Source organism: Acidiphilium sp. PA (genome assembly GCF_026191915.1).
In the GTDB taxonomy this organism is placed as follows: domain Bacteria; phylum Pseudomonadota; class Alphaproteobacteria; order Acetobacterales; family Acetobacteraceae; genus Acidiphilium.
The window spans coordinates 16,168-35,070 of record NZ_JAIMBY010000025.1 but is presented as its reverse complement, the minus strand read 5'-3'; the positions used below and the strand labels follow the sequence as shown (position 1 = coordinate 35,070).

23 protein-coding genes and 1 pseudogene are annotated in these 18,903 nt (G+C 61.0%); 23 read left to right on the top strand and 1 reads right to left on the bottom strand.

Translation table 11 applies throughout. The annotated features are described in order from the left end of the window. The 20 genes and pseudogenes from AruPA_RS18700 to AruPA_RS18605 form a co-directional block, all read left to right on the top strand. Positions 1 to 216: pseudogene (locus AruPA_RS18700) on the top strand (IS630 family transposase); the annotation flags it as partial. A 1,176-nt stretch (positions 217 to 1,392) separates the two neighbouring features. Beyond that, positions 1,393 to 2,142, top strand: a complete 750-nt coding sequence (locus AruPA_RS18695; RefSeq protein WP_265638276.1) for a ParA family protein — start codon at positions 1,393 to 1,395, stop codon at positions 2,140 to 2,142. A gap of 773 nt (positions 2,143 to 2,915) precedes the next feature. Next, on the top strand, positions 2,916 to 3,854 hold the full coding sequence (locus AruPA_RS18690) for a replication protein RepA (RefSeq protein ID WP_265638275.1): 939 nt from the start codon (positions 2,916 to 2,918) through the stop codon (positions 3,852 to 3,854). A 651-nt stretch (positions 3,855 to 4,505) separates the two neighbouring features. Then, positions 4,506 to 4,868 carry a hypothetical protein gene (locus AruPA_RS18685; protein ID WP_265638274.1) on the top strand — a complete coding sequence of 121 codons (363 nt, stop codon included), beginning with the start codon at positions 4,506 to 4,508 and terminating at the stop codon, positions 4,866 to 4,868. A 257-nt stretch (positions 4,869 to 5,125) separates the two neighbouring features. Beyond that, complete coding sequence (locus AruPA_RS18680; RefSeq protein WP_265638278.1) at positions 5,126 to 5,542, top strand: HEAT repeat domain-containing protein; 417 nt, start codon at positions 5,126 to 5,128, stop codon at positions 5,540 to 5,542. A gap of 226 nt (positions 5,543 to 5,768) precedes the next feature. Then, a complete protein-coding gene (locus AruPA_RS18675; protein WP_265638273.1) occupies positions 5,769 to 6,452 on the top strand; it encodes an HD family hydrolase in 684 nt (227 codons plus the stop codon). 4 nt (positions 6,453 to 6,456) lie between these two features. Further along, on the top strand, positions 6,457 to 6,609 hold the full coding sequence (locus tag AruPA_RS18670) for a hypothetical protein (RefSeq protein ID WP_265638272.1): 153 nt from the start codon (positions 6,457 to 6,459) through the stop codon (positions 6,607 to 6,609). 419 nt (positions 6,610 to 7,028) lie between these two features. Beyond that, complete coding sequence (locus AruPA_RS18665) at positions 7,029 to 7,424, top strand: hypothetical protein (protein WP_265638271.1); 396 nt, start codon at positions 7,029 to 7,031, stop codon at positions 7,422 to 7,424. A 114-nt stretch (positions 7,425 to 7,538) separates the two neighbouring features. Beyond that, positions 7,539 to 8,210, top strand: a complete 672-nt coding sequence (locus AruPA_RS18660) for a DUF6927 domain-containing protein (protein WP_265638270.1) — start codon at positions 7,539 to 7,541, stop codon at positions 8,208 to 8,210. A gap of 63 nt (positions 8,211 to 8,273) precedes the next feature. Next, the gene (locus tag AruPA_RS18655) at positions 8,274 to 9,041 is read left to right on the top strand and encodes a DUF6878 family protein (protein WP_265638269.1); all 768 of its coding nucleotides are present in this window, start codon (positions 8,274 to 8,276) and stop codon (positions 9,039 to 9,041) included. 7 nt (positions 9,042 to 9,048) lie between these two features. Next, positions 9,049 to 9,408, top strand: coding sequence for a DUF6915 family protein (locus AruPA_RS18650; RefSeq protein ID WP_265638268.1), 360 nt, complete (start codon positions 9,049 to 9,051; stop codon positions 9,406 to 9,408). Next, positions 9,405 to 9,677 carry a hypothetical protein gene (locus AruPA_RS18645; RefSeq protein ID WP_265638267.1) on the top strand — a complete coding sequence of 91 codons (273 nt, stop codon included), beginning with the start codon at positions 9,405 to 9,407 and terminating at the stop codon, positions 9,675 to 9,677. Before AruPA_RS18650 ends, AruPA_RS18645 begins: the two co-directional genes overlap by 4 nt. Before the next feature lie 72 nt (positions 9,678 to 9,749). Next, the gene (locus AruPA_RS18640; RefSeq protein WP_265638266.1) at positions 9,750 to 10,406 is read left to right on the top strand and encodes a hypothetical protein; all 657 of its coding nucleotides are present in this window, start codon (positions 9,750 to 9,752) and stop codon (positions 10,404 to 10,406) included. Further along, positions 10,403 to 10,882 carry a hypothetical protein gene (locus AruPA_RS18635; protein WP_265638265.1) on the top strand — a complete coding sequence of 160 codons (480 nt, stop codon included), beginning with the start codon at positions 10,403 to 10,405 and terminating at the stop codon, positions 10,880 to 10,882. The genes AruPA_RS18640 and AruPA_RS18635 overlap by 4 nt, the downstream gene beginning before the upstream one ends. 155 nt (positions 10,883 to 11,037) lie before the next feature. Further along, entirely contained in the window at positions 11,038 to 12,399 is a 1,362-nt protein-coding gene (locus AruPA_RS18630; protein WP_265638264.1) for a helicase HerA domain-containing protein, read from the top strand. Position 12,400: 1 nt separating this feature from the next. After that, the gene (locus AruPA_RS18625) at positions 12,401 to 13,717 is read left to right on the top strand and encodes a hypothetical protein (RefSeq protein WP_265638263.1); all 1,317 of its coding nucleotides are present in this window, start codon (positions 12,401 to 12,403) and stop codon (positions 13,715 to 13,717) included. A gap of 219 nt (positions 13,718 to 13,936) precedes the next feature. Next, positions 13,937 to 15,004 carry an ArdC family protein gene (locus tag AruPA_RS18620; protein ID WP_265638262.1) on the top strand — a complete coding sequence of 356 codons (1,068 nt, stop codon included), beginning with the start codon at positions 13,937 to 13,939 and terminating at the stop codon, positions 15,002 to 15,004. After that, positions 15,004 to 16,227: a phosphoadenosine phosphosulfate reductase family protein gene (locus tag AruPA_RS18615; protein WP_265638261.1), complete on the top strand. Its 1,224-nt coding sequence runs from the start codon at positions 15,004 to 15,006 to the stop codon at positions 16,225 to 16,227. Before AruPA_RS18620 ends, AruPA_RS18615 begins: the two co-directional genes overlap by 1 nt. A gap of 45 nt (positions 16,228 to 16,272) precedes the next feature. Then, positions 16,273 to 16,614 carry a hypothetical protein gene (locus AruPA_RS18610; RefSeq protein ID WP_265638260.1) on the top strand — a complete coding sequence of 114 codons (342 nt, stop codon included), beginning with the start codon at positions 16,273 to 16,275 and terminating at the stop codon, positions 16,612 to 16,614. Positions 16,615 to 16,628: 14 nt separating this feature from the next. Beyond that, positions 16,629 to 16,937: a hypothetical protein gene (locus tag AruPA_RS18605; protein ID WP_265638259.1), complete on the top strand. Its 309-nt coding sequence runs from the start codon at positions 16,629 to 16,631 to the stop codon at positions 16,935 to 16,937. Between the two features lie 19 nt (positions 16,938 to 16,956). On the opposite strand, the gene AruPA_RS18600 is transcribed toward AruPA_RS18605, so the two are convergent. Further along, on the bottom strand, positions 16,957 to 17,421 hold the full coding sequence (locus AruPA_RS18600) for a hypothetical protein (protein WP_265638258.1): 465 nt from the start codon (positions 17,419 to 17,421) through the stop codon (positions 16,957 to 16,959). 309 nt (positions 17,422 to 17,730) lie between these two features. Here AruPA_RS18600 and AruPA_RS18595 point away from each other — a divergent pair, with 309 nt between their 5' ends. Genes AruPA_RS18595 through AruPA_RS18585 form a run of 3 tightly spaced genes read left to right on the top strand, consistent with a single transcriptional unit; the run spans position 17,731 to position 18,866 of the window. Continuing rightward, positions 17,731 to 18,129: a hypothetical protein gene (locus tag AruPA_RS18595; protein ID WP_265638257.1), complete on the top strand. Its 399-nt coding sequence runs from the start codon at positions 17,731 to 17,733 to the stop codon at positions 18,127 to 18,129. Positions 18,130 to 18,139: 10 nt separating this feature from the next. Next, on the top strand, positions 18,140 to 18,556 hold the full coding sequence (locus AruPA_RS18590; RefSeq protein WP_265638256.1) for a hypothetical protein: 417 nt from the start codon (positions 18,140 to 18,142) through the stop codon (positions 18,554 to 18,556). Then, a complete protein-coding gene (locus tag AruPA_RS18585; protein ID WP_265638255.1) occupies positions 18,531 to 18,866 on the top strand; it encodes a hypothetical protein in 336 nt (111 codons plus the stop codon). Before AruPA_RS18590 ends, AruPA_RS18585 begins: the two co-directional genes overlap by 26 nt. The last annotated feature ends 37 nt before the right edge of the window (positions 18,867 to 18,903 follow it).

Below are 18,903 nucleotides of genomic sequence, written 5' to 3'. Positions count from 1 at the left end.
AGTTGGCTCAACATGGCCGAGATCGAGATCGGCGTCATGCGCCGACAATGCCTCGACCGCCGGATCGATAACCGCGAACTGCTCGAAACCGAAGTCCGGGCCTGGGAGCGCCGCCGCACCAAAAGCGGTGCCAAAATTCGCTGGATGTTCTCCACAGATCAGGCAAGAGTGAAGATGGCCAAATCCTACCCCACGCCATCAATCAAGGAGTCGTAATCACTGCGACGGGACACTAGCTGTAGTTGCGCGACATCATCCCCGGCCTTCTCACCCTGTTTGTGGCGCCACACCCTTCCCCCACCACGATCAACGTCGAGCTGTTGGCCCCGTTCAGACGACTACGACAAACCATCAGAGACCGACGAAACCGAGAACGCATACGAAACGCATCCGCCAACGCTCCGCTTTTGGACAGATCGAGATCGAAGTCTCCGGCTACCGGCGCATCAGGCAGGCGCCGCCCAGAGGACGGTGCTGTCGCCGTCCCACTCTGCCCCCATTCGGCTCGCAGTCAGCCACTCCGCAGACCGTGGCTCAGTGCACCAAGAACCGATTCGTAATGGTAGACTCTGTCTTTGTGACTTCAACGGCCACAGCATGAATTGCGGCGCGTTGGCCACCGGAATGGCCCCCGGCGATCAGCCGCTAAGTAGAATGGGTTCGACCGGCACAAAGAACCCGCTGCGCGTGGTGTAAATACCCAGATCTCGGCACCCAATTGAAAAGGATCCGACGTACGATACCCATTTGTTGGACATTATTTAGCACCTCGCAGCCACAGAAACGTGGTTCGTGGATCGTGCATCACGATGCATGATCCACCCAAGGTACAAACCCGTCGATTCGGAAGTGATGTGTGATGCGTGCACCACGATAACCTATCTTCTGTTCCTTTAATCGGAAGTCCCAATGGCGGTGATGCGTGATTAATGCACCATGCATTACGCATCGCGTAGGGCAGACTTATGACGTATCGATGGAACCGGGGCCAAACACCTGAAGGATAATGCGTGATGCGTGCTGCGTAATGCGTGCTTCGTGGTGTGTGATTGGTCGTGCGAAGCGCACGCTACACATCACTTATCCAGGCGCAAAGAATCCACAGGTTTAGATGCGTCCGGTATGCCTATTACATAGGGTATCATCTATTTACACACGATGCGTGGTGCGTGCATCACTGCAATCGGCCTACAAATATTGCCTCACGCATCACCACTCACGAAGCACGTATCACCCTGCACGCATCTCGGCGCACGCATCACGGTGTACGTCTGGTTACCATAAACCTCCCAGTAGAGGAGAGTTACGCGCCAATATTAACTTGACGGGTGAGCGATGCGTGGTGCATGAACCGTGCATCACGCAGCACGTCTATCGAACGTGGGCAAAGACTTGGCGACATCACAACAGGAAGGAGTTCAAAATGATGCGTGCATCACGCAGCACAATGTGGGCGGGAAGTTGGTGAGGCGTATCGCTCTTGTCCAGCAGAAGGGTGGTGCCGCGAAAACAACGCTTTGCGTCCATTTAGCAGTCGCCGCTCAACAGTCTGGCATCCGCACCGCAATCATAGATATTGATCCCCAAGCGAGCGCGTCCGGAGTATGGGGGTTGGCGAGGGGTGATCTTGCGCCACCTGTTGCCGCTGTCCTCGCTGCTGAACTCCGGGACGCCCTTGAAGCAGCTGAAGCAGAGGGCTTCAAACTCATTTTTATCGACACGCCGCCCCATACCGCACCCGCGCTCGAGGTTGTCGCACGAAATATCGACGTTGCTGTGGTTCCGGTCCAACCATCGATCCTTGACGTTGCCGCAACCCAAGCGACTCTGGATCTTCTGCGCGCGAACAGTGTTCCCGCCATTGCAGTACTCACCCGGACTTCGCCACGCACAGACGAAGAAATCTTGGAAACGGAGCGCGCGCTGAAAGCGCTTGGATTGCCTCTGCTCAACACCCGAGTTGTCGAGCGAAAGGTCTACCGGCGGGCTCTCACGCAGGGCCAAGCAGTGGGCGAGTTTGACCCGACCAGCAAAGCCGCGAAGGAGATCCGTGCACTTTGGAAGGAAATATTGGCTTTTGACAAAAACCGCACCAGCGTCAGCGACCTCACCAATGTCTCATCTTCCAAGCGGAGGGCATAATGGCGAACACTCCAAAACGCAGCTTCACTAGTTTCGTGAAACGTTCCTCCGACTCGATCACCGACGGTGCCACACCGCAGGAGCAGTCTCGGCCTAACCTCGTGGCAGCCGCAGAAACCGCGCCGCCAATCGACCTCCATCACGAGTTCGAAGTCACCGACTCGGTCCTTGCGCCGTCCGTATCTCGACAGGCGAGGGAGAGCAGCGCGGGGGAGGGGAGGGGAGGGGACGACCGTACAAGAGTCGTCACTTCGACTGGCCGGGTTCGGACTTACACAGCATCACGCAATCTTCCAGGTGTCACACTCCGCCTCACCGAAGACCGCTGGGAACGGCTCAAAATGCTCTCGGTGCAAGAGCGCCGACCAATCCAAGAAATTCTTGGCGAGGCCCTTGACGCATACATGCAGCGGCGAGGGCTCAAGTGGTAGCGTGATGCGTGGTTCGTGATGCACGCATCGGCGACTCGGCGTTTCTAGAAAGTTATCCACAGATCCTGCGTGGGAAAAATTGACCCCCCAAAAAGGATTAAAACTTTTCCACAGGATTGGATACTTATCCACAGGGATTACTCGACCCCTCCTTGGGATTTCCCGACCAAAACCCGATTCGTCCCGTGGGATTTTTTTACTAAATACTACTAATAGAATCTAACTAACTTCTAATAGCTCAGTCAAGAAATCCCACGGTTTTTGGTCAAGAAATCCCACAGTTGACAAGTAGACCCAATAAACGATTAGGTTAGGTGAGGAGGTTTAGAAAGGAGTTTTGGAATGAGCTACCGCATCGACCAAAACATAGCCCAGCTCGTCCTGGACTTCGGAAGCGAGCAGGCGAGGGAACTCGTCGAGCCTCGATATAGGCCACTCGTTGATATTGCTCAGGAGGTCCTCACAGACGAGCGCCAGCAGATTGGGATATCCTATTCAGGATTCTGCCTAACAAGCCTTCCACATAAAAAACTTCCAGACGACGAGATATGGCAGCGCCGTGGCCATCGAGTCACACTGCTCGTCGAGCCAGGCACCATGCGCAGCGGAGATACAGTGGTCAAATACGGCGTCCCATTCGGGTCACGCGCTCGTATGATCCTTCTCTATTTGCAAACTCAGGCGATTCGCACGGGTAGCCGCGAAATTGAACTGGGCAAGTCGATGCGTAGTTGGATGGAACGTATGGGTATTGCCGTAGGGGGAGAAACCACACGCGCATTAAAGGAACAAGCTGCACGCATTTCAGCCTGTTCGTTGAAGTTTTTCTGGGATGGCGAGGATGCAGAGATGTGGTCTCGCGGTGCCATTGTCTCTGCCGGACTTCGTTTTAAGGACACCGGCGAGCACCACCATAGCAATCTGTCCTGGGATGACCGCGTTGTCCTTGACGAGACTTTCTGGCGGGCACTGAGAGACCACCCCGTGCCGCTCCAAGAGACGGCAATTCGTGAACTTGCTCATCGCTCTCTGGCCCTGGATGTTTATATATGGCTAGCATGGCGATGCCACGAGTTGAAGGGGCCTGTAGAGATATCCTGGACCGCCTTGACCGCCCAGTTCAACACTACAGGCAGGCCATTGAAGCACTTCAAGCCTCTCTTCGCTGACGCTCTCCGAGCTGCTACTGCCGCGTATCCCGAATGTCGGCTTGAAGTAGAGGAGCGCGGCGTTACCCTACATCCGTCAAGGCCGCCTGTCTTAAAGCTTGTCAAGTCATAGAATTTCAGCCTGCCACAACGTTTTTATCGGTCAACCCGTTGGCCCAATGTTTGTATTCCCTCGACTCCTGTGGGATTTTTCGACCGTAAACTCTGGTTTACAATCTTGTGCGTCGGAAAATCCCCTAAAGCTAGTAGCTTACCGCCTTGTCTTGAGATCGCCCTTAGGGGATTTCCCGACTTGCGCGGCAAGATATGGCCGCGAACGAGGCGCCGACACGTCAGTCAAGAAATCCCACGCTTTAGCGCCGGCCGGTTGTCTCATAACCCGGAAACCCGCGCTCAAGTAGTTTTGCCACCCTCAACATGTTGGATACACAGTGAGCCAGCTTCATCAAAGCGCCATCATCAACCGGTCAAGATATCCTCGGCAATGGACGATGCCACGCCAGAATCAGTGGATGCCGACTCATGTGGGATTTGTTGACCTCGCGCACGTACAAGCCGCTAGGAGTTTCTTGCCCTTCGGGCCAGCGGACGACCCTTCAGTGTGTAAGTCTAGGAACTGCCGACCCACGGGAAGGTCGAGAATTCCCACAAGGGTCAACGAGTCGCGGCCTATCTGCTCACTCGCAACTTGCCCACCAGCACAAAGGGCGACTACACCGTCAGCCTCATCGATTGTTTCCCCCCTTGAGATGCTCCCCACTCCATGAAGATCGGTCAATCGTCAACCATGTCTCTAGCCAATCCGCCTCCCCCAGACGATTTCAACGCCGCCGAGCGTGCTTACATCCGTCGCGAACTTGACGAGGTTTTCACGACACTCCCAGCCGTTTCTGATGGCTTTCTAGTCCGTACCAGGAAGACGGGTCCAAACTCGGGCGAACCAAAGATACCACCAGCCGGTCAGACATTGCTGGAGAGGGGATTGATGCGACTGGAGCGCCACCCGGCGCCCAGGCTCTTCTTCACGGAGGCTGGTTTTGTCGCGTTGAAACGTATGATGTCAGATGCGCAACATGCTGATCCGAAAAAATTCAATCACATTCGCAAGGAACTCGGAATTGAATAACTACGGACAGATGGGGAGTCCTTACGGTGTCGGCCGCGAAACTAATCAATGGCTGGGCTAGGCGCTCAAGGACAAGGGCAACGTAATTGTGGTCACCGGCGTTCCGGACAACAGGGTAAACGAGGTTCGCAAAGACGGTAGTGAGTCCGGCCAGAAAAAAACATCCCCGCATCAACGCGGTCAATCACGACGGTCTGTGGGATTCTGCGACCGCAGAAGGAAACGTCGCCTCAGGGCGAGGCGCCTGCTGATGTGCAATATTCTGGCCATCTACCGTTCCTCGCCTGATCGAGCTCCTGGATGATCTTCATCGGGAAGTCTCACGCGAGGCCGCAATAGCTCTCGGTATGATGGGACGACCCGAAACCCGGGCATCGCTGATACGTCTGGTAAAGGATGAACCGTCGTCGGAAACCATCGACGCGCTGGTGGCGACCGGCGATGACGAGTGTTTTGTCTCCTTGGGACGGCTGGCCGACATGTGGCCTGATCTACGCCATCTCATCGTCCAGGCGCTCGCCGGTAGCGAGCATCGTCTGGCTGTGACAATCGTCCGCTTATTGATCCTGATCTGGCCGCGATCGCAAGCGTCCGCGATTAAAGTAATCCGCTTTCAACTCTTGCCGATCGTATCTGCAGACGTCATTGAGCCGAGGTCCCAGCGCTTTGGGTGATTACCGCGGCCCGATGACCCCGGCAAACGGTGGGTCCTCGCCATGCTCAATCGCGCGGCAGATACCGCGCTCCTTGCGCGTGGCTCTGGCCCCGCAGGCATCCGAACACGGACGCCTGCGCGTTTGCCGGGATCACCGGGCCGCGGTGGCTCTGGGGTGATCGAGACAGAGAATGCAACATGGATGGTCCGGTGGTCTTCCTCTCGATCGCCAAGGAGATCTTCCGATGAACAAACAACTGCCGCGGGCGTGGATCATGTTTCGCTCCGGCAATCGCCTCAACCTGCTGGATCCGGCACCGAATGCCTGGACCGAGACTGATCTTGCGACTGGCTTATCCCGCACCTATCGTTGGGGCGGTCATTCCTGCTGGGATCTGCCGCTGTCTGTTGCCCAGCACAGTCTGACGGTGTTGGCAATCCGTCAGCAACTCGCACCGTCACCATTGTCGCCGGGCGAGGCGCTGCGTGAGCTACTCCACGATGCAACGGAGGCACTGATTGGTGGTTTTGATCCGATCACCCCGCTGAAACCACACCTCGGGGAGGGGTATGCGGAGGTCAACCGCCGTCTTCAGGCCGCTGTGAACCTCCGCTACGACCTCCCACCCTGGACGGTCGCGATCCACCGGCAGCACAAGCATGCCGATCGTCTGGCGGCCGCGAGCGAAGCCCTCCACGTCGTCGGATGGCGGAAACCGGCACTGCGGCGTGATCTCGGGATCACCCTGAAGCCGCTTGATGAGGACCCGTTGAATGTGCAACCGGGTATGGCGCCCTGGGAGCCATGGCCGGCGCATTTGGCAGCAGAACGGTTCGAGGAGACGTTGCGTGGCCTGATTCGTGCCCGGCAGGAAATTTCTACGTCACCGGGTCATATCGATTATGATCAAGTCGAAGCGGCGGAGTAGGACAATGAGCGACTATTTCAGAAACCTTCTGACGGTTATGATGTCCGGCGCTGCGTTCGGCTACATATTCGCGCCACAGATTGATAAGATGAAACACGCCTTGGTGGCGTGGAAAGCCAGACGGGTGCGCAGAAAACGTGGCAGCGTACGCTGGTAGGCAAAAACGCAACAACACGGTTGACCCGATCACCACGGCGGAACGGCTCAACGGCAATCACCGCCCCTGAAATCAGCGTGGGGCGCTGACAAGCAAATAAGACCCGGCAGTTAGGACAATTCCCTGCCGCATGCGGGATGACCGCCGCAAGGGGTTGTCGCTGCGCTCCCGTGGTGCGGGCGCAAGCGCCCTCGCGCGCCCTTGCCCCGGTCATCCCGATACGGCCGGGGGAGGGGGTCTTCAAGGAGAAGACTGAAGGAGAAACCCAGGAAACGATTACGCATACTGAACGTGTGGCATTTCGACATGGCGATCCGGGTCATGACCCTCGCCATCGTGATCCACGTCATCCTCGCAATGCCGGCCATCGGCGTCCTGCACGCACCGCCCGTCATCCAATCGAACGGGAGCGTGGTCCCATGATCGATACCATTGGTGCCGAAACGCCACCGGCCACGGCTACCGATTACGAGTCCGGTCCCGACGATGATCAAGGGGCCGGCCTCTGCTGGGTCGCGGTTTTCCTGATCGACCTGAGTTACGGCGGCCCTGAGGAAGGAGGATGGTGGTATCAAACCGGCATCCTCGCGATCGACCCGTGGGTCTATGAAACCCTTGGAGCCGCCCCGGCGGGCTTCTGCACCATCGCTGCGGCCAACGTACACGCGGAGCAGATGCGAGTGAAACTACCCGAGGTCAATCAGGGCCGTCCCGACATCTCGCAGACCAACTCGGTCGGGCAATACGATGTCCGGGTCATGCGCGCCCAGATCATGCCGACGCATTTCCCGCGGATACGGCCCTTATACGAATAGGCCGCACGTCGGCAGCCACCTGCCCACTCTCGAACCGCAGGCCCGCCCTTATCGGCGGGCTTTGGCGTTTTCGGGGTGGGTGATTGCTTTAACCCCTCTCACAGGAGTCCCGTCATGGGATGGTATTATCAACCGATCGGTGGTCGTAGCACCGCCGACAAGGATGCGTTTTTGCGCAGCGAAATCGAGCAGATCGCCGACAAGCCGGGGAGGGCCGAGATCAAGGTGGTCAAATCCGCCTTCGTCGGTTCGACCTGGTATGCGGCGGTTCTGATCGGCATTCCCGATCAGGCGCCATACACCGTGGCCTATGTATACCTGACGCAAATGGGCCGCGATGGCGATTTCGGTTACAAGCCGATGGACGAGTCGGTTGGTCCCTGCGAGGTCGATTGCCCGGTCGGGATCATGAATCTGCTGACCCCGATCGATCAACTGCCCGGCGCGGGATATGCGGCGGACTGGCGGGCACGGGTTGCTGCCGCTCGGGAACGCAAAGCCGGCGAGCGGCGGCAGCAAGCGCGCATCGTCAGCGGTACCCACATCCGGTTCGCAACCCCGCTCCGGTTTACCGATGGGGCCAGCTACGACAGGTTCATCGCCGAAGCTATGTCACGGCGGGGACGAATGATTCTTGCTTTCCGGCCGGTCGATGCCGGAGACCGTCCGCTTGGCGGCCGATACCGGATCCGCGGGCGTGTGCTCGCAACGGCTGAAATCGAAACCGCTGAACGCACGACGTCAGCGACGCCAACGTTGATGAGGGTGGATCAAACCGTCGCCTGAAGCGATCGGTGTAGGCCCGGCTGCCACGGTCGGTCCGTGCGGGGCAAGGCGTGGGTCCACGCCATGCTCGCCTGCCCCGGAGGGCAGGCTGTGCGTGGCTCTGGTCCTGCGCTGCGGGCGCTCCGCACCCTTGCGCAGCCTTGCCCCGCCCGGCACCGCCGTGGCCGCGATCCGGACATCTTCACGAAGAAGATGAAAGGAAAATCCATGAAACTGCGCGAGCAGCTCCACCATCGTTCTCTTCCCCCATACCCATCAGACGGAGACCACCCCATGAGCGATCATTCCACCACACCGACGGCCGAACCGGCATCGGTTGCCACCGCGACCGCGCTGATTGCTGACTACACGGTGGCACATACCGAGTTCCAGAAACTGCAAAGCTCGATCCTGCGAAAAGCCAAACCGATCCTGTTCGGCGCCTTGAAAGCTGCCGGGATCACGCGCGTCACCGTGACGTTCGATGGCTACGGCGACAGTGGCCAGATCGAATCGGTCGAGGCTTACGACGCGGAGAAAAAGCCGATCGATCTGCCGGCGGAACCCATCCCCTATCCGTTCGCTACAATGAAAGAACGATATGAACCCTGTTCGGAGACACCGAGCGGGCAGCGCTGCGCCGGCTATGAAGTCCAGGAGATGGAAAAATCATCCCTGATCCAGGACATCATCGAGGAGATCTTCTGGGACTTCATCGGCGCAAAGCACGACGGATGGGAGAACAACGACGGCGGATTCGGCGAGTGCGGATTCGATGTCGAGAGCGAGACGATCCGGCTGGAGATGAACGAACGCTACACCGAAACAAATTACTATGAACACGAGATGTGAGGGCCCCGTGGCACATCCGTATCACCATGCGGTGTCATCCGCGCGTCAGTGGGGCGGCTCACCCGACGACTACCAGGCGATCCATGACTTCCTCGATTCCAGCAAGGCAGCGGTCGCCGACTTTCGGCACCGCGCAGCGCTCCACCACTCGAGCGGCATCTTCATCACCGAGCGCGTGTTCGGTCACGTTCTGACCAACAGCGCAGGCCGGATCGTTCCGGTCCGGCTGATCGCCGAACAGCACGTGAAAGAAGATCTCGGTCGCATCCCGAGCTTCGCTGACTGGGTGCGCGCGATCCGGCCGGAAGCCTGGATGGGATCGCGCAGCACGCTGGACCGCGACATTCTGGAAGGAACCGCATCATGACCGAATACATCGTGAAACTCGGCTTCTGGCTACGCGCCTACGATAGCATCACGACCGAGGCGAACAGCGATACCGCGGCCATCGAGGCGGCGAAGGTCGCGGCCAAACGCGCGATGGAATCAGCCAGTCAACCCGAACACATCGACACCGACGATCGGCGCGAAGGGATCATCGCCTACATCGACCGGGTCACTGCCGACAGCAGGGAACAGGTCATCGAGGCCGTCCCGTTCGACGAGGACCGCATCCATCCCCAACCCGGCGGCTGATCGTCAGCTTTCCCTCTCATTCCGAAAAGCCCGGTCTCGCACCGGGCTTTTTCATTCACGGAGCTTTTTCTCATGGCCGACTATTCCACACGATTTTCCTGCCGGCTCGATACCGGCTCGACCGGCAATGCCGCCCGCGCCGTGCGACTGTTTGCCGCCTATGAGCGTCTGATGGCGCGACACGGCGATATCGTCTGCTTCGAGGTGGCAGCCGACCCGATGGAGGATTCACCGGGCGGCGTCTGGATCCATGACGGTGATGGCATGGGCGATCCCGATCATGTCATCAATTACGTTCTTGCCTGCGCCAAGCGCTTCAAGCTCCGCGGTCGCTGGGGGTTTAGCTGGGCCTATCTCTGCTCGCGGCCAGTCCTCGACGCCTTCAGTGGCGGGGCCTGCGTGCTCGATCTCGGCGCCGGCGAGGTTATCGGCGATTTTCACTGCGGCGACTGGATCGACGAGATGATCCAGGCCGGCAAGCGCTTCATGATCTATTCACCGAACGAGAGTCAGATGGGGCAGGGAGGTGGCTACTGGTCCAACGATGACGGCTGGGTGGATCTGGGCAGCGCGACGATCTTCAACTGGTCTGAGCGCAGGATATTCTGCTTGCCAGCCAGCCTCGGCAGTGATGCCGACTGGGTCGAAATCAAATCCGCAGGAACGCTGAATCCCGAAATTCATTTGCCAGCCGATGCCGATCAGCCGAAAATGGGCACCGTGTCATGAAGCGTTCCACCCTCATTCTCGGGCTTGGCCTTTGCGCTGTCGGCTTCCTCTATGGTCGTGAGCGCGCGCCATCGGACCGGACCACTGCACGGCCGGACATCACCCAGCTGGTCCAGGCGGCTAAAGCGCAGGCTCGACAGGCAACGCAGGCGCAGAAACCCGACCTGCCTGCCACGGCGACCGAGGCGGTCGAGAAAACCCTGCCGAACCATGCTGCCCAGATCGCCCGGCTCGAGCAGGAATATCGTGACCATCCGGGATTCCGTCAGCTGGTTACCGACTACAACGACGAGACCGGACACCCGAACCGCGGCGTGAACGCCAGCCTCGAAGCGCTCGACCAGAACGCAGTCGCCGGCGCACCAGCCTTCGCGTTGTTCCGCGCAGTCCAACCCCGTGCCGAAATCGCCCGTGCGCTCGAACAGCATTGGCGCGATGAGCATGAACGGCGAGATCGAGACACAACCGCTCCCTGACCGCGTCATTGTGACCACGACGTCATTGTGAACGCGACGTTCCGGTCCTGATCCGAATTACTCCGACGAATTCAATCCTGCCAGCGCGCCCCACGAGGGCGCGTTGGCGTTTCAACATGCCGAATCTTTCCTCGGCACTCCCCCGGAGACATCCCATGCCCGCAAGATCACATCCCGCGTCCGACAAGGCGCTCGAGCGGCCGCGCATCGTCCGCCCCGGCGATGATAATTTCCCGACCACCCCGGCGCTTCGCACCCTGCTGCGCGACCGCGGCATGATCGAAGAGCCCGATCCACCACCCGCAACGATCGCGCGTGCCGGTTCATCGCCAGCGCCGAGCCTGAAAGGGCCGCGATTCACCCTCGGCAAGACGCCGCGCGGGACACTCGACGTCGATCTCTCCCGGTTGATCGCTTACAAATGCCTGATCCAGGGATCGGCCGGCGCCGGCAAGTCCATGGCGCTCCGCCATATCATCGAGCAGGCACATCCTCATACGGCGATCGCCTTGCTCGATCCGGAAGCCGAGTTCGCCAACCTGGCCTCTCATATCGGCGCTCCCACGATCCGGGCGGCCGACCTCGCCGCGGATGGACTCGCGATCGTGGCACTCAATGCCCGGCGGCACCGGCTCTCGGTGCATCTCGACCTGAGCGATCTCTCGCCCGACGAGCGCATCGTGCGTGCCTCCGCCTTTCTGAACGGCCTGCTGACCGCGCCCAGGGAACACTGGCCGCACACGATGCTGGTCGCGATCGACGAAGCCCATCTGATTGCGCCGCATCTCGCCGCATCGGGGCGCGACGCCGAGATCCGCCGCCTCGGGATCGCCACCCTCACCGAACTCTGCGCGCGGGGCCGCAAGCGTGGCCTCGGACCGGTGATCGCAACCCAGCGTCTCGCAAAGCTCGCGAGTTCGGTGGTCAGCGAATGCCACAATCATCTGCTCGGTCTGAATGTCTACGACCGGGACGTCGCGCGCGCCGGTGATCTCCTCGGGTTCCCCTACCAGAAGGCCTGCCAATTGCGCACGCTGCCGGCAGGACGCTTCTTTGCGATCGGCCCGGCCTTCGCGCGCGAGGCGGTCGCGGTCGACGTCGCGATCGCGTCCACCCCGCATGTCGGCGCGACACCCACACCGATGCCAGGGGCACGAATGAGTGACGCCGACGCCCGCGACCGGCTCGATCTCGATCGCCTGCCCGCTTCGGCAGTCAGCGATCATCGTCCCGACCGCAGAGGCAAACTGGCGCTCAGCCTGTTCCTGCTCAACGACCTCGCGCCGGTCGCGGGCACGATTGTCCAGACCCTGAAGCGGATCTCTCCCAATGCCACGACCACCACGGAGATCGCCGCCAAGCTCGCGATCGAACCGGGGATCGTCGATCAGGCGATCGATCTGCTGATCGGGGAGCGGTTGATCGACGCGCTGCCGCGCGACGACTGCCGCGTCGTGCGCCTGGCTGCGGCGCTGCGCACCCTGATCGCCGATACGCCCATCGTGGGCTTGTCCTGACATGGGCGATTACGAGATCGTGGTGCTCGATCCCGCGACTGCGGACCGGGTGCTACCCACACCGGCAGAGATCACCCCGGTGCGGGAGATCAGATACCACACGCGAGGTTGGATGCCGGCGGAACTCGATACGCTCCGGGATAGGCTCGGCGCAGATGCGCCCTGGGAGGAGATCGCGATTGCCGTCAGTCGCACGATCGAGACGGTGAAAGACATAGCCTGGGAACTGGGCCTCTATCGCCCGAAGTTTCGGCCGTGGACCGAAGATGAGGACCGTGTCCTGATCACGGACTACGGCAGCGTGCCGACTGCAACACTTGCGCTCCGCCTTGAACGTGGTGTGCCGGCTGTTTACGTCCGCGCCGGGCTTCTCGGTCTGACGAAGGCGGCACCTCCGCCGTGGTCGGAAGCCGAAGATGCCGTTCTTCGAGCGGTCTACACGATAGAAGCGACGATTGCCGAGATCGCCGCGCGTCTCGGCCGCCCTGGGTCCGGGGTGATCAGCCGGGCGTCGCATCTCGGTCTGCGACGTCCAGAAGGACCCAAGCCCTGGCATCCCGATGAACAGGCTCTTGCGCTCAAGCTTGCCGAGGAGGGGCATCTCTATCCGGTGATCCGCCGCAAGCTGGCCGCCAAGGGGTTTCCCCTTCGCGCGGAAAGCAGTTTTCAGGCGTTCATCGCCGCGAGCGGCTATCACCGGGGTTGGGGTCGACCCTGGATCGAGGAGGAATGCGATCTCCTGCGCCAAGCCTATCAGACCGGCGGCAATCTTGTGGCGCTCAGTCACCGGCTTGGCCGATCGCGACATTCGATCCGCTGGAAAGCCGCAGAACTCAACCTGTCAGGCACCCACCCAAAGCCCAACGGCGCACGTCAGGGCCGCCTCTGGAGCGAGGCAGACGATGAAATGCTCCGGGCGAATTATGGCAGAGGCCGGATGAAGACGGGCGAACTCGCCGGCCTGCTCGATCGGCCGAAATCCGCCGTCTACAACCGCGCCTTCACCCTCGGATTGGATCATGGCTACTGCCGGGACTGGACCCCGGATGAAGATCTCCTGATCCGCATCGCCCATGCGGCAGGCGTCTCGATGATCGATCTTGCCAAGGTGATGCGGCGCGATCCGACGATCGTCTCGAAGCGGGCAATCAAGATCGGCCTGTCATTCTCCCAGCGCGATCACGCAGCCCCGCGTAATCTTCGCGCCCATCGGCCAGTGCTCGATTGTGCCGCGATCCTCTCGCTGGCCGCGCCGACCGGCCCGGCGGGTGACCCCTGGCAATCGTTCAAGGTGGTTCGGGTCTTCGGTCACGATTGAGACAGCAGACATGAAAGCGATCTCCGCCGCGAGCGTGAAGCAATGCCGCATGCGGGTCGCGCGCCGCAAGGGGTAGGGCCTCGCCATGCTCGCCGGCGCCCGCGCCGGCTGCGCGTGGCTGCGTTTCCCGCGGGACGGGCCAAACGGCCCGCCCCGCGCCCTTGCCCCGCCCGCCCCGACGCGGCCGCCAAACGGTGTTTCAGGAAGGGAGAAATACCGATGAACAAATCCAGATGGCCGCGCTCCTGCACAGCCAATACCAATCTGAATCCCAATCCCCGCGATATCTACCAGGAGGTGACCGACAAGATCCTCGCTGCGCTCGAACGCGGCGTGCTGCCGTGGCAGCGGGGCTGGGATCAGGGCCTCGCCGGCGCACCGATGAACCCGACGACGGGACGGATTTACCGCGGGATCAACAATCTGCTGCTCGGCATGATGCAGGATGCGGCGTTCAACGGCGATCCGCGCTGGTGCTCCTACCGGCAGGCGCAAGCCCGGGGCTGGCAGGTCCGCAAGGGCGAACGCGGCACCACCGTCGTGTTCTATCGCAAGCTCCAGCGGCCGGGCGGCGAGGACGGGGAGACGGTTCTCGTTTCTCCTGATACCGCAGGGGAGGGAGCACGCCCGTTCTTCATGCTGCGGGCTTCCACGGTCTTTCATGCAACCCAGATCGACGGCATTCCCGTCTATAACCCACCGGGGATCGCAGCCGAGCCGTGGCGCACGCCGGAGGCGGTCCAGACAATCCTCGACAGCAGCGGTGCCACCATCCACTACGGCGGCTCGCAAGCGTGCTTCGTGCCATCACGGGACTGCATCTACCTGCCGCCCAAGGCCGCGTTCCGCAACGATGCGGCCTTCTCATATACGGCGCTGCATGAACTGTCCCATTATGCCTATGCGGCACCTCGGCTGAACCTCAGCCAGGGTGGTCGGTTCGGCTCAGCGGCTTATGCGTTCGAGGAACTGGTGGTGTCGATCGCCTCGGTGAACATCTGCACCGTAGTCGGCGTCGAGGCCGAGATCGAGAATACCGCCAGCTACCTGGCCGATTGGATGACCGTCATCAGGTCCGATAGGAAGGCGATCTTCCGCGCGGCGGCCGATGCACAGCGCGTGGCCGATTACATCCTCGGCTTTCATGCCGACTACGCGACTGCGGTGCGAACGGCCAACGAAGCCGGCGCGGGAGAGCAGGACGGCGACGGCGATCCGGGAGACACGCTCGACGAGTTCGACGACCAGGCTGTGCCTGTTGTCGAACCTCTCGCGACGGCTGCGTGATGGACGCGTTTTGCTCCGCAAGCGCGGAGCAGGGCAGGGGGGATAGCGGACGATCCGCCCTCCCGCTCACCAAAAGCTGGCAAGGGAAGCTTCCGTTCGATGCCGACGCCAACACTGCCATCGGCACCGGCTGGGATTCCGAATGCCCGCCGATCGCGTTGACCCCGGAGGTCGAGCGCCTGCTGGCCGCTGATGCCGCCGTTGCAATCGGGGTCAGTGGCGGCAAGGATTCCTGCGCGGTTGCCATCGCGGTAGATCGTTATCTGGAAGCCATCGGCCACGCGGGACCGCGCATCCTGATCCACGCCGATCTCGGCCGCGTGGAATGGCGCGACAGTCTCCCCGCCTGCCAGCGCCTCGCCGAACGGATCGGCTGGGAACTGGTCGTTGTCCGCCGGCAGGCCGGGGATATGCTGCACCGGTGGCATGGGCGCTGGGCCAACAACGTCGCCCGCTATGCAGCCCTCGAATGCGTGCAGGTGATCCTGCCATGGAGCACGCCATCGATGCGGTTCTGCACCTCCGAAATGAAAACCAGGATCATCGCATCGGCGCTGGCCAAACGCTTCCCCGGTCGACCGATCCTGAACGTGACCGGGATCAGGCGGCAGGAGAGTACAAACCGACGCGGCAAGCCGGTCAGCGCCATCGATACCAACCTCACGACCAGAACCCGCGAGGCTTTCGTCTGGAACCCGATCATCGATTGGCCGATCGAGCAGGTCTGGCGAACCATCGGAGAGGCGGGTCTGACGCATGAAGCCTATGACGTCTACGGCTCGACCCGTGTGTCGTGCGTGTTCTGCATCATGAGTTCGATCGGTGATCTCCGGGCCGCCGCCTCCTGTCCGGAGAACCGTGACATCTACCGCGCCATGGTCGATCTCGAAGCCCGATCGACCTTTGCTTTTCAGGGAAGCCGCTGGCTGGCCGACACCGCGCCGCATCTGCTCGACGCCGATATGCGACGTGCGGTGACGCGGGCCCGGCTCGCTGCGCACGAGCGGATGCGTCTGGAAGCACGGCTGCCCCATCATCTCCTCTACGTCAAAGGCTGGCCGACCACCGTGCCGTCTCATGAAGACGCCGATCTGTTGGCAAGCATCCGCCGCAGGATCGGCACGCTGCTCGACATCGACGCTGACTACCTGACCGGCCCCGCTGTCCGCGACCGATATCGTGATCTTATTGCCGCGAAACCGGATCGGCTCACCGTCCCCTGACCCTCGACTTCAACCTCAGCCCTTTGATCGAAAGGAACCCCGGCCATGACCGGAACCAATGACGATGACCTCGACGTCTTTGACATCGAGAACCTCAAACCGCAGGTCCGAACACGTCGACCCGCGAAAGGCCTGCCGCTGATCGGCGTGTGGGCAGAGATCCCGAAACCCCGTTCAGGCTACACAATCCGGTGCATGCTAGCCTGCGCCAATCTGGCAGGAGCGCAAGAGTACCTCTCGCGATTGGGTGCGAGCCTGGTCGAGAACCGCACGGCGATCACCTGGTCGGTCCGGGAATTCCGAACCCGCCCGGTGAAGCGACCCCGACCCAACCATGCACCGCGGATCCGGATCGCGGAGCAGAACGTCCTTGAAATCGGTTCCTGACAGGAGATCCCGACATGGCAAAAATCGCAACCGATGTCGAACTCGCAGCCATCATCACCGGCATTGTGGCAGACGCCCCGCAGCACGAGGAACCACGCTACCGCATGTTCCTCGACACGATCGCCGAAGCGATCGGCGCCTATCATTGCCTTGCTATCGGTGCGGTGATGACGCCAGCGGAGGATCTGCCGCAATGGACCGTGGCATTGCACGCCACCATCGATACCGCCGACGATGGAGGGCCGTTTGCCCTGATCGACCCCGATCTTGGGGTCAAGGACTGGCTTGCCGAAGGACGATCCGAAACCGGGGGAGCGCAGTAAGGCGCAGCAGCGCAGCGCGTCAGGTTTTGACCTTGCCGCGCTTGATGATGGGTTTTTCCTGCGGCTTCACCTTGGTCGCCGGTTTTTTTGCGATCTTTGCCGCAATGACGGGGGCAGGGGAGGGAGTATTGTCAGGAAGTGACGCTGTTTCGCTTACAGGCGGGGCGGCTTTCGATTGTTCCAATTCGACCTGAAGAGTTTTGATCTGGTCACGGGCTTCTGTCAGCGCATTTGTAACCAGCACTGTCAGGGCGCTGTTTGCCTGCTCCAGTTGCTCGATTCGATCCTGCAATTCCTGGACTGATAGCTGCGGCTTTGCCACTGCGGCGACGGTCTTGGCCCGGGGCGTCTTCACTGTTTTCGGGGCGACTTTCATCGGTGCTTTGGCAGCAGCCGGTTTCACTTTTGCAGGTGAGGTCTTTGTTTTTGTTGCGGCCTGAATCTTGGTCGCCGGCTTGGACGATCCTTTGATACCCTTGGGCATATCCAATTCCTCTTAATGATCTCAATCGGGCTCTAACGCAAAATCAGAAAAATGAAAGAGAAAAGCGCAGAAAGCCAAACAGGAAAATCGGCTACCGCACCCGCCTCGGCCGGCAAGGGGTAGGGCCTCGCCATGCTCACCGGCGCAAGCGCCGGTTGCGCGTGGCTGCGTTTCCCGCGAGCGGGCCAAGTGCCCGCTCGCGCCCTTGCCCGCCGTCGCCGGGCTGCGGTCACGCGATGGGTAGATCAGAGAAATCCAGAGAACAACGAAGGATTTCGATCGAATCACCCCCATCGAAGGAGATCTCCCATGTCAGCCTCCCCGGAAATCCTGCATAAGAACGCGCCGTCCCAGCCCAGCGGCGCGGAACCCGAACGCTATCGGTTTTTCAGTATCAAACTCCATCGCCTGATCTCCTACCGCGAGGATGGTGCCGTCTATGTCCGTGATGTGTGCTCGGATTGGGTACGCACCCGCGCACCTGCCGATACCGATGCGATCAAGGCCGAGCGGTTCGAGCGGGCAGCACTGGCGATCACCAATCTCCCGGCCTGGGCCCGGTCGATCACCGACCTGCCCACGATGACCGAGATCGAGCGCTGGTCCACCGACAGCGTGGTCGAAGCCACCGATGGCGAGGAGGTCGAGCCCGACGGCCATTCGCCGGACGGCGCACCGTCCTGGCTGCTCGCTCTCGGCATGATCTGAGGACGCACCGATGAGCAATCCTTCCCAGCCGCGAAGCGGCAACCAGTCGTTCCTCGATGACCTCATCGCGCAGTCATGCGCGACCACAGGCGGCCACCTCTGGATCAACTGCTCGCAATGGACGCTCTACGTCAGCAGGGGGCGCAGCATCTCGGGCTATGACCTCGATGCGATGAAGGTCCGGGTGCTCGCTGCGGGAGGTGCCGTCATCGATGTTCGTCAGGCCGATCCCGATCAGGTGCTTCATCTGGCTTTCAACGGGCCGATGATCGCGGTCGGCGAGGAACCGCGTTTTATCATCTGCAAAGCCTTGTCCTACGAAAGCCTGGAGATCGTTGCGGCCTGTTATCGCCGCGCCGGCGCCGAGATCCACAACATCCCAGAGGCGCAGGAGGCTGGCGATGACACGCTATCGCTCCCGACGTGAACGACTGATCAAGCAGCACGGGCGGATTACCGACAAGTATCGGCTCCATGCCTGGTGGCTGCGCGGTGCGCTCGATCAAATCACCGGCAAACCTTTCCCGCCGCTTCACCCCGATCTCTCCGATGAATACGAGAGCGGAGCCTGGTGCGTCCGGTACGGCTACATCCGGATCAACGACATCGAGCGGTTCAAACGCCTGATCGTCGAGACCGAGCGCGGCCGGCCCTACCAGCGCGGCCGGTTCGCCCAGGAACACCCGGATCTGCTCGCAGCGATCGAACCCGCGAGCGCGATCCACCCGCCCACCTGAAAAACCGCAGCGATCCAGCTCGGTCCCGTCCAGACGT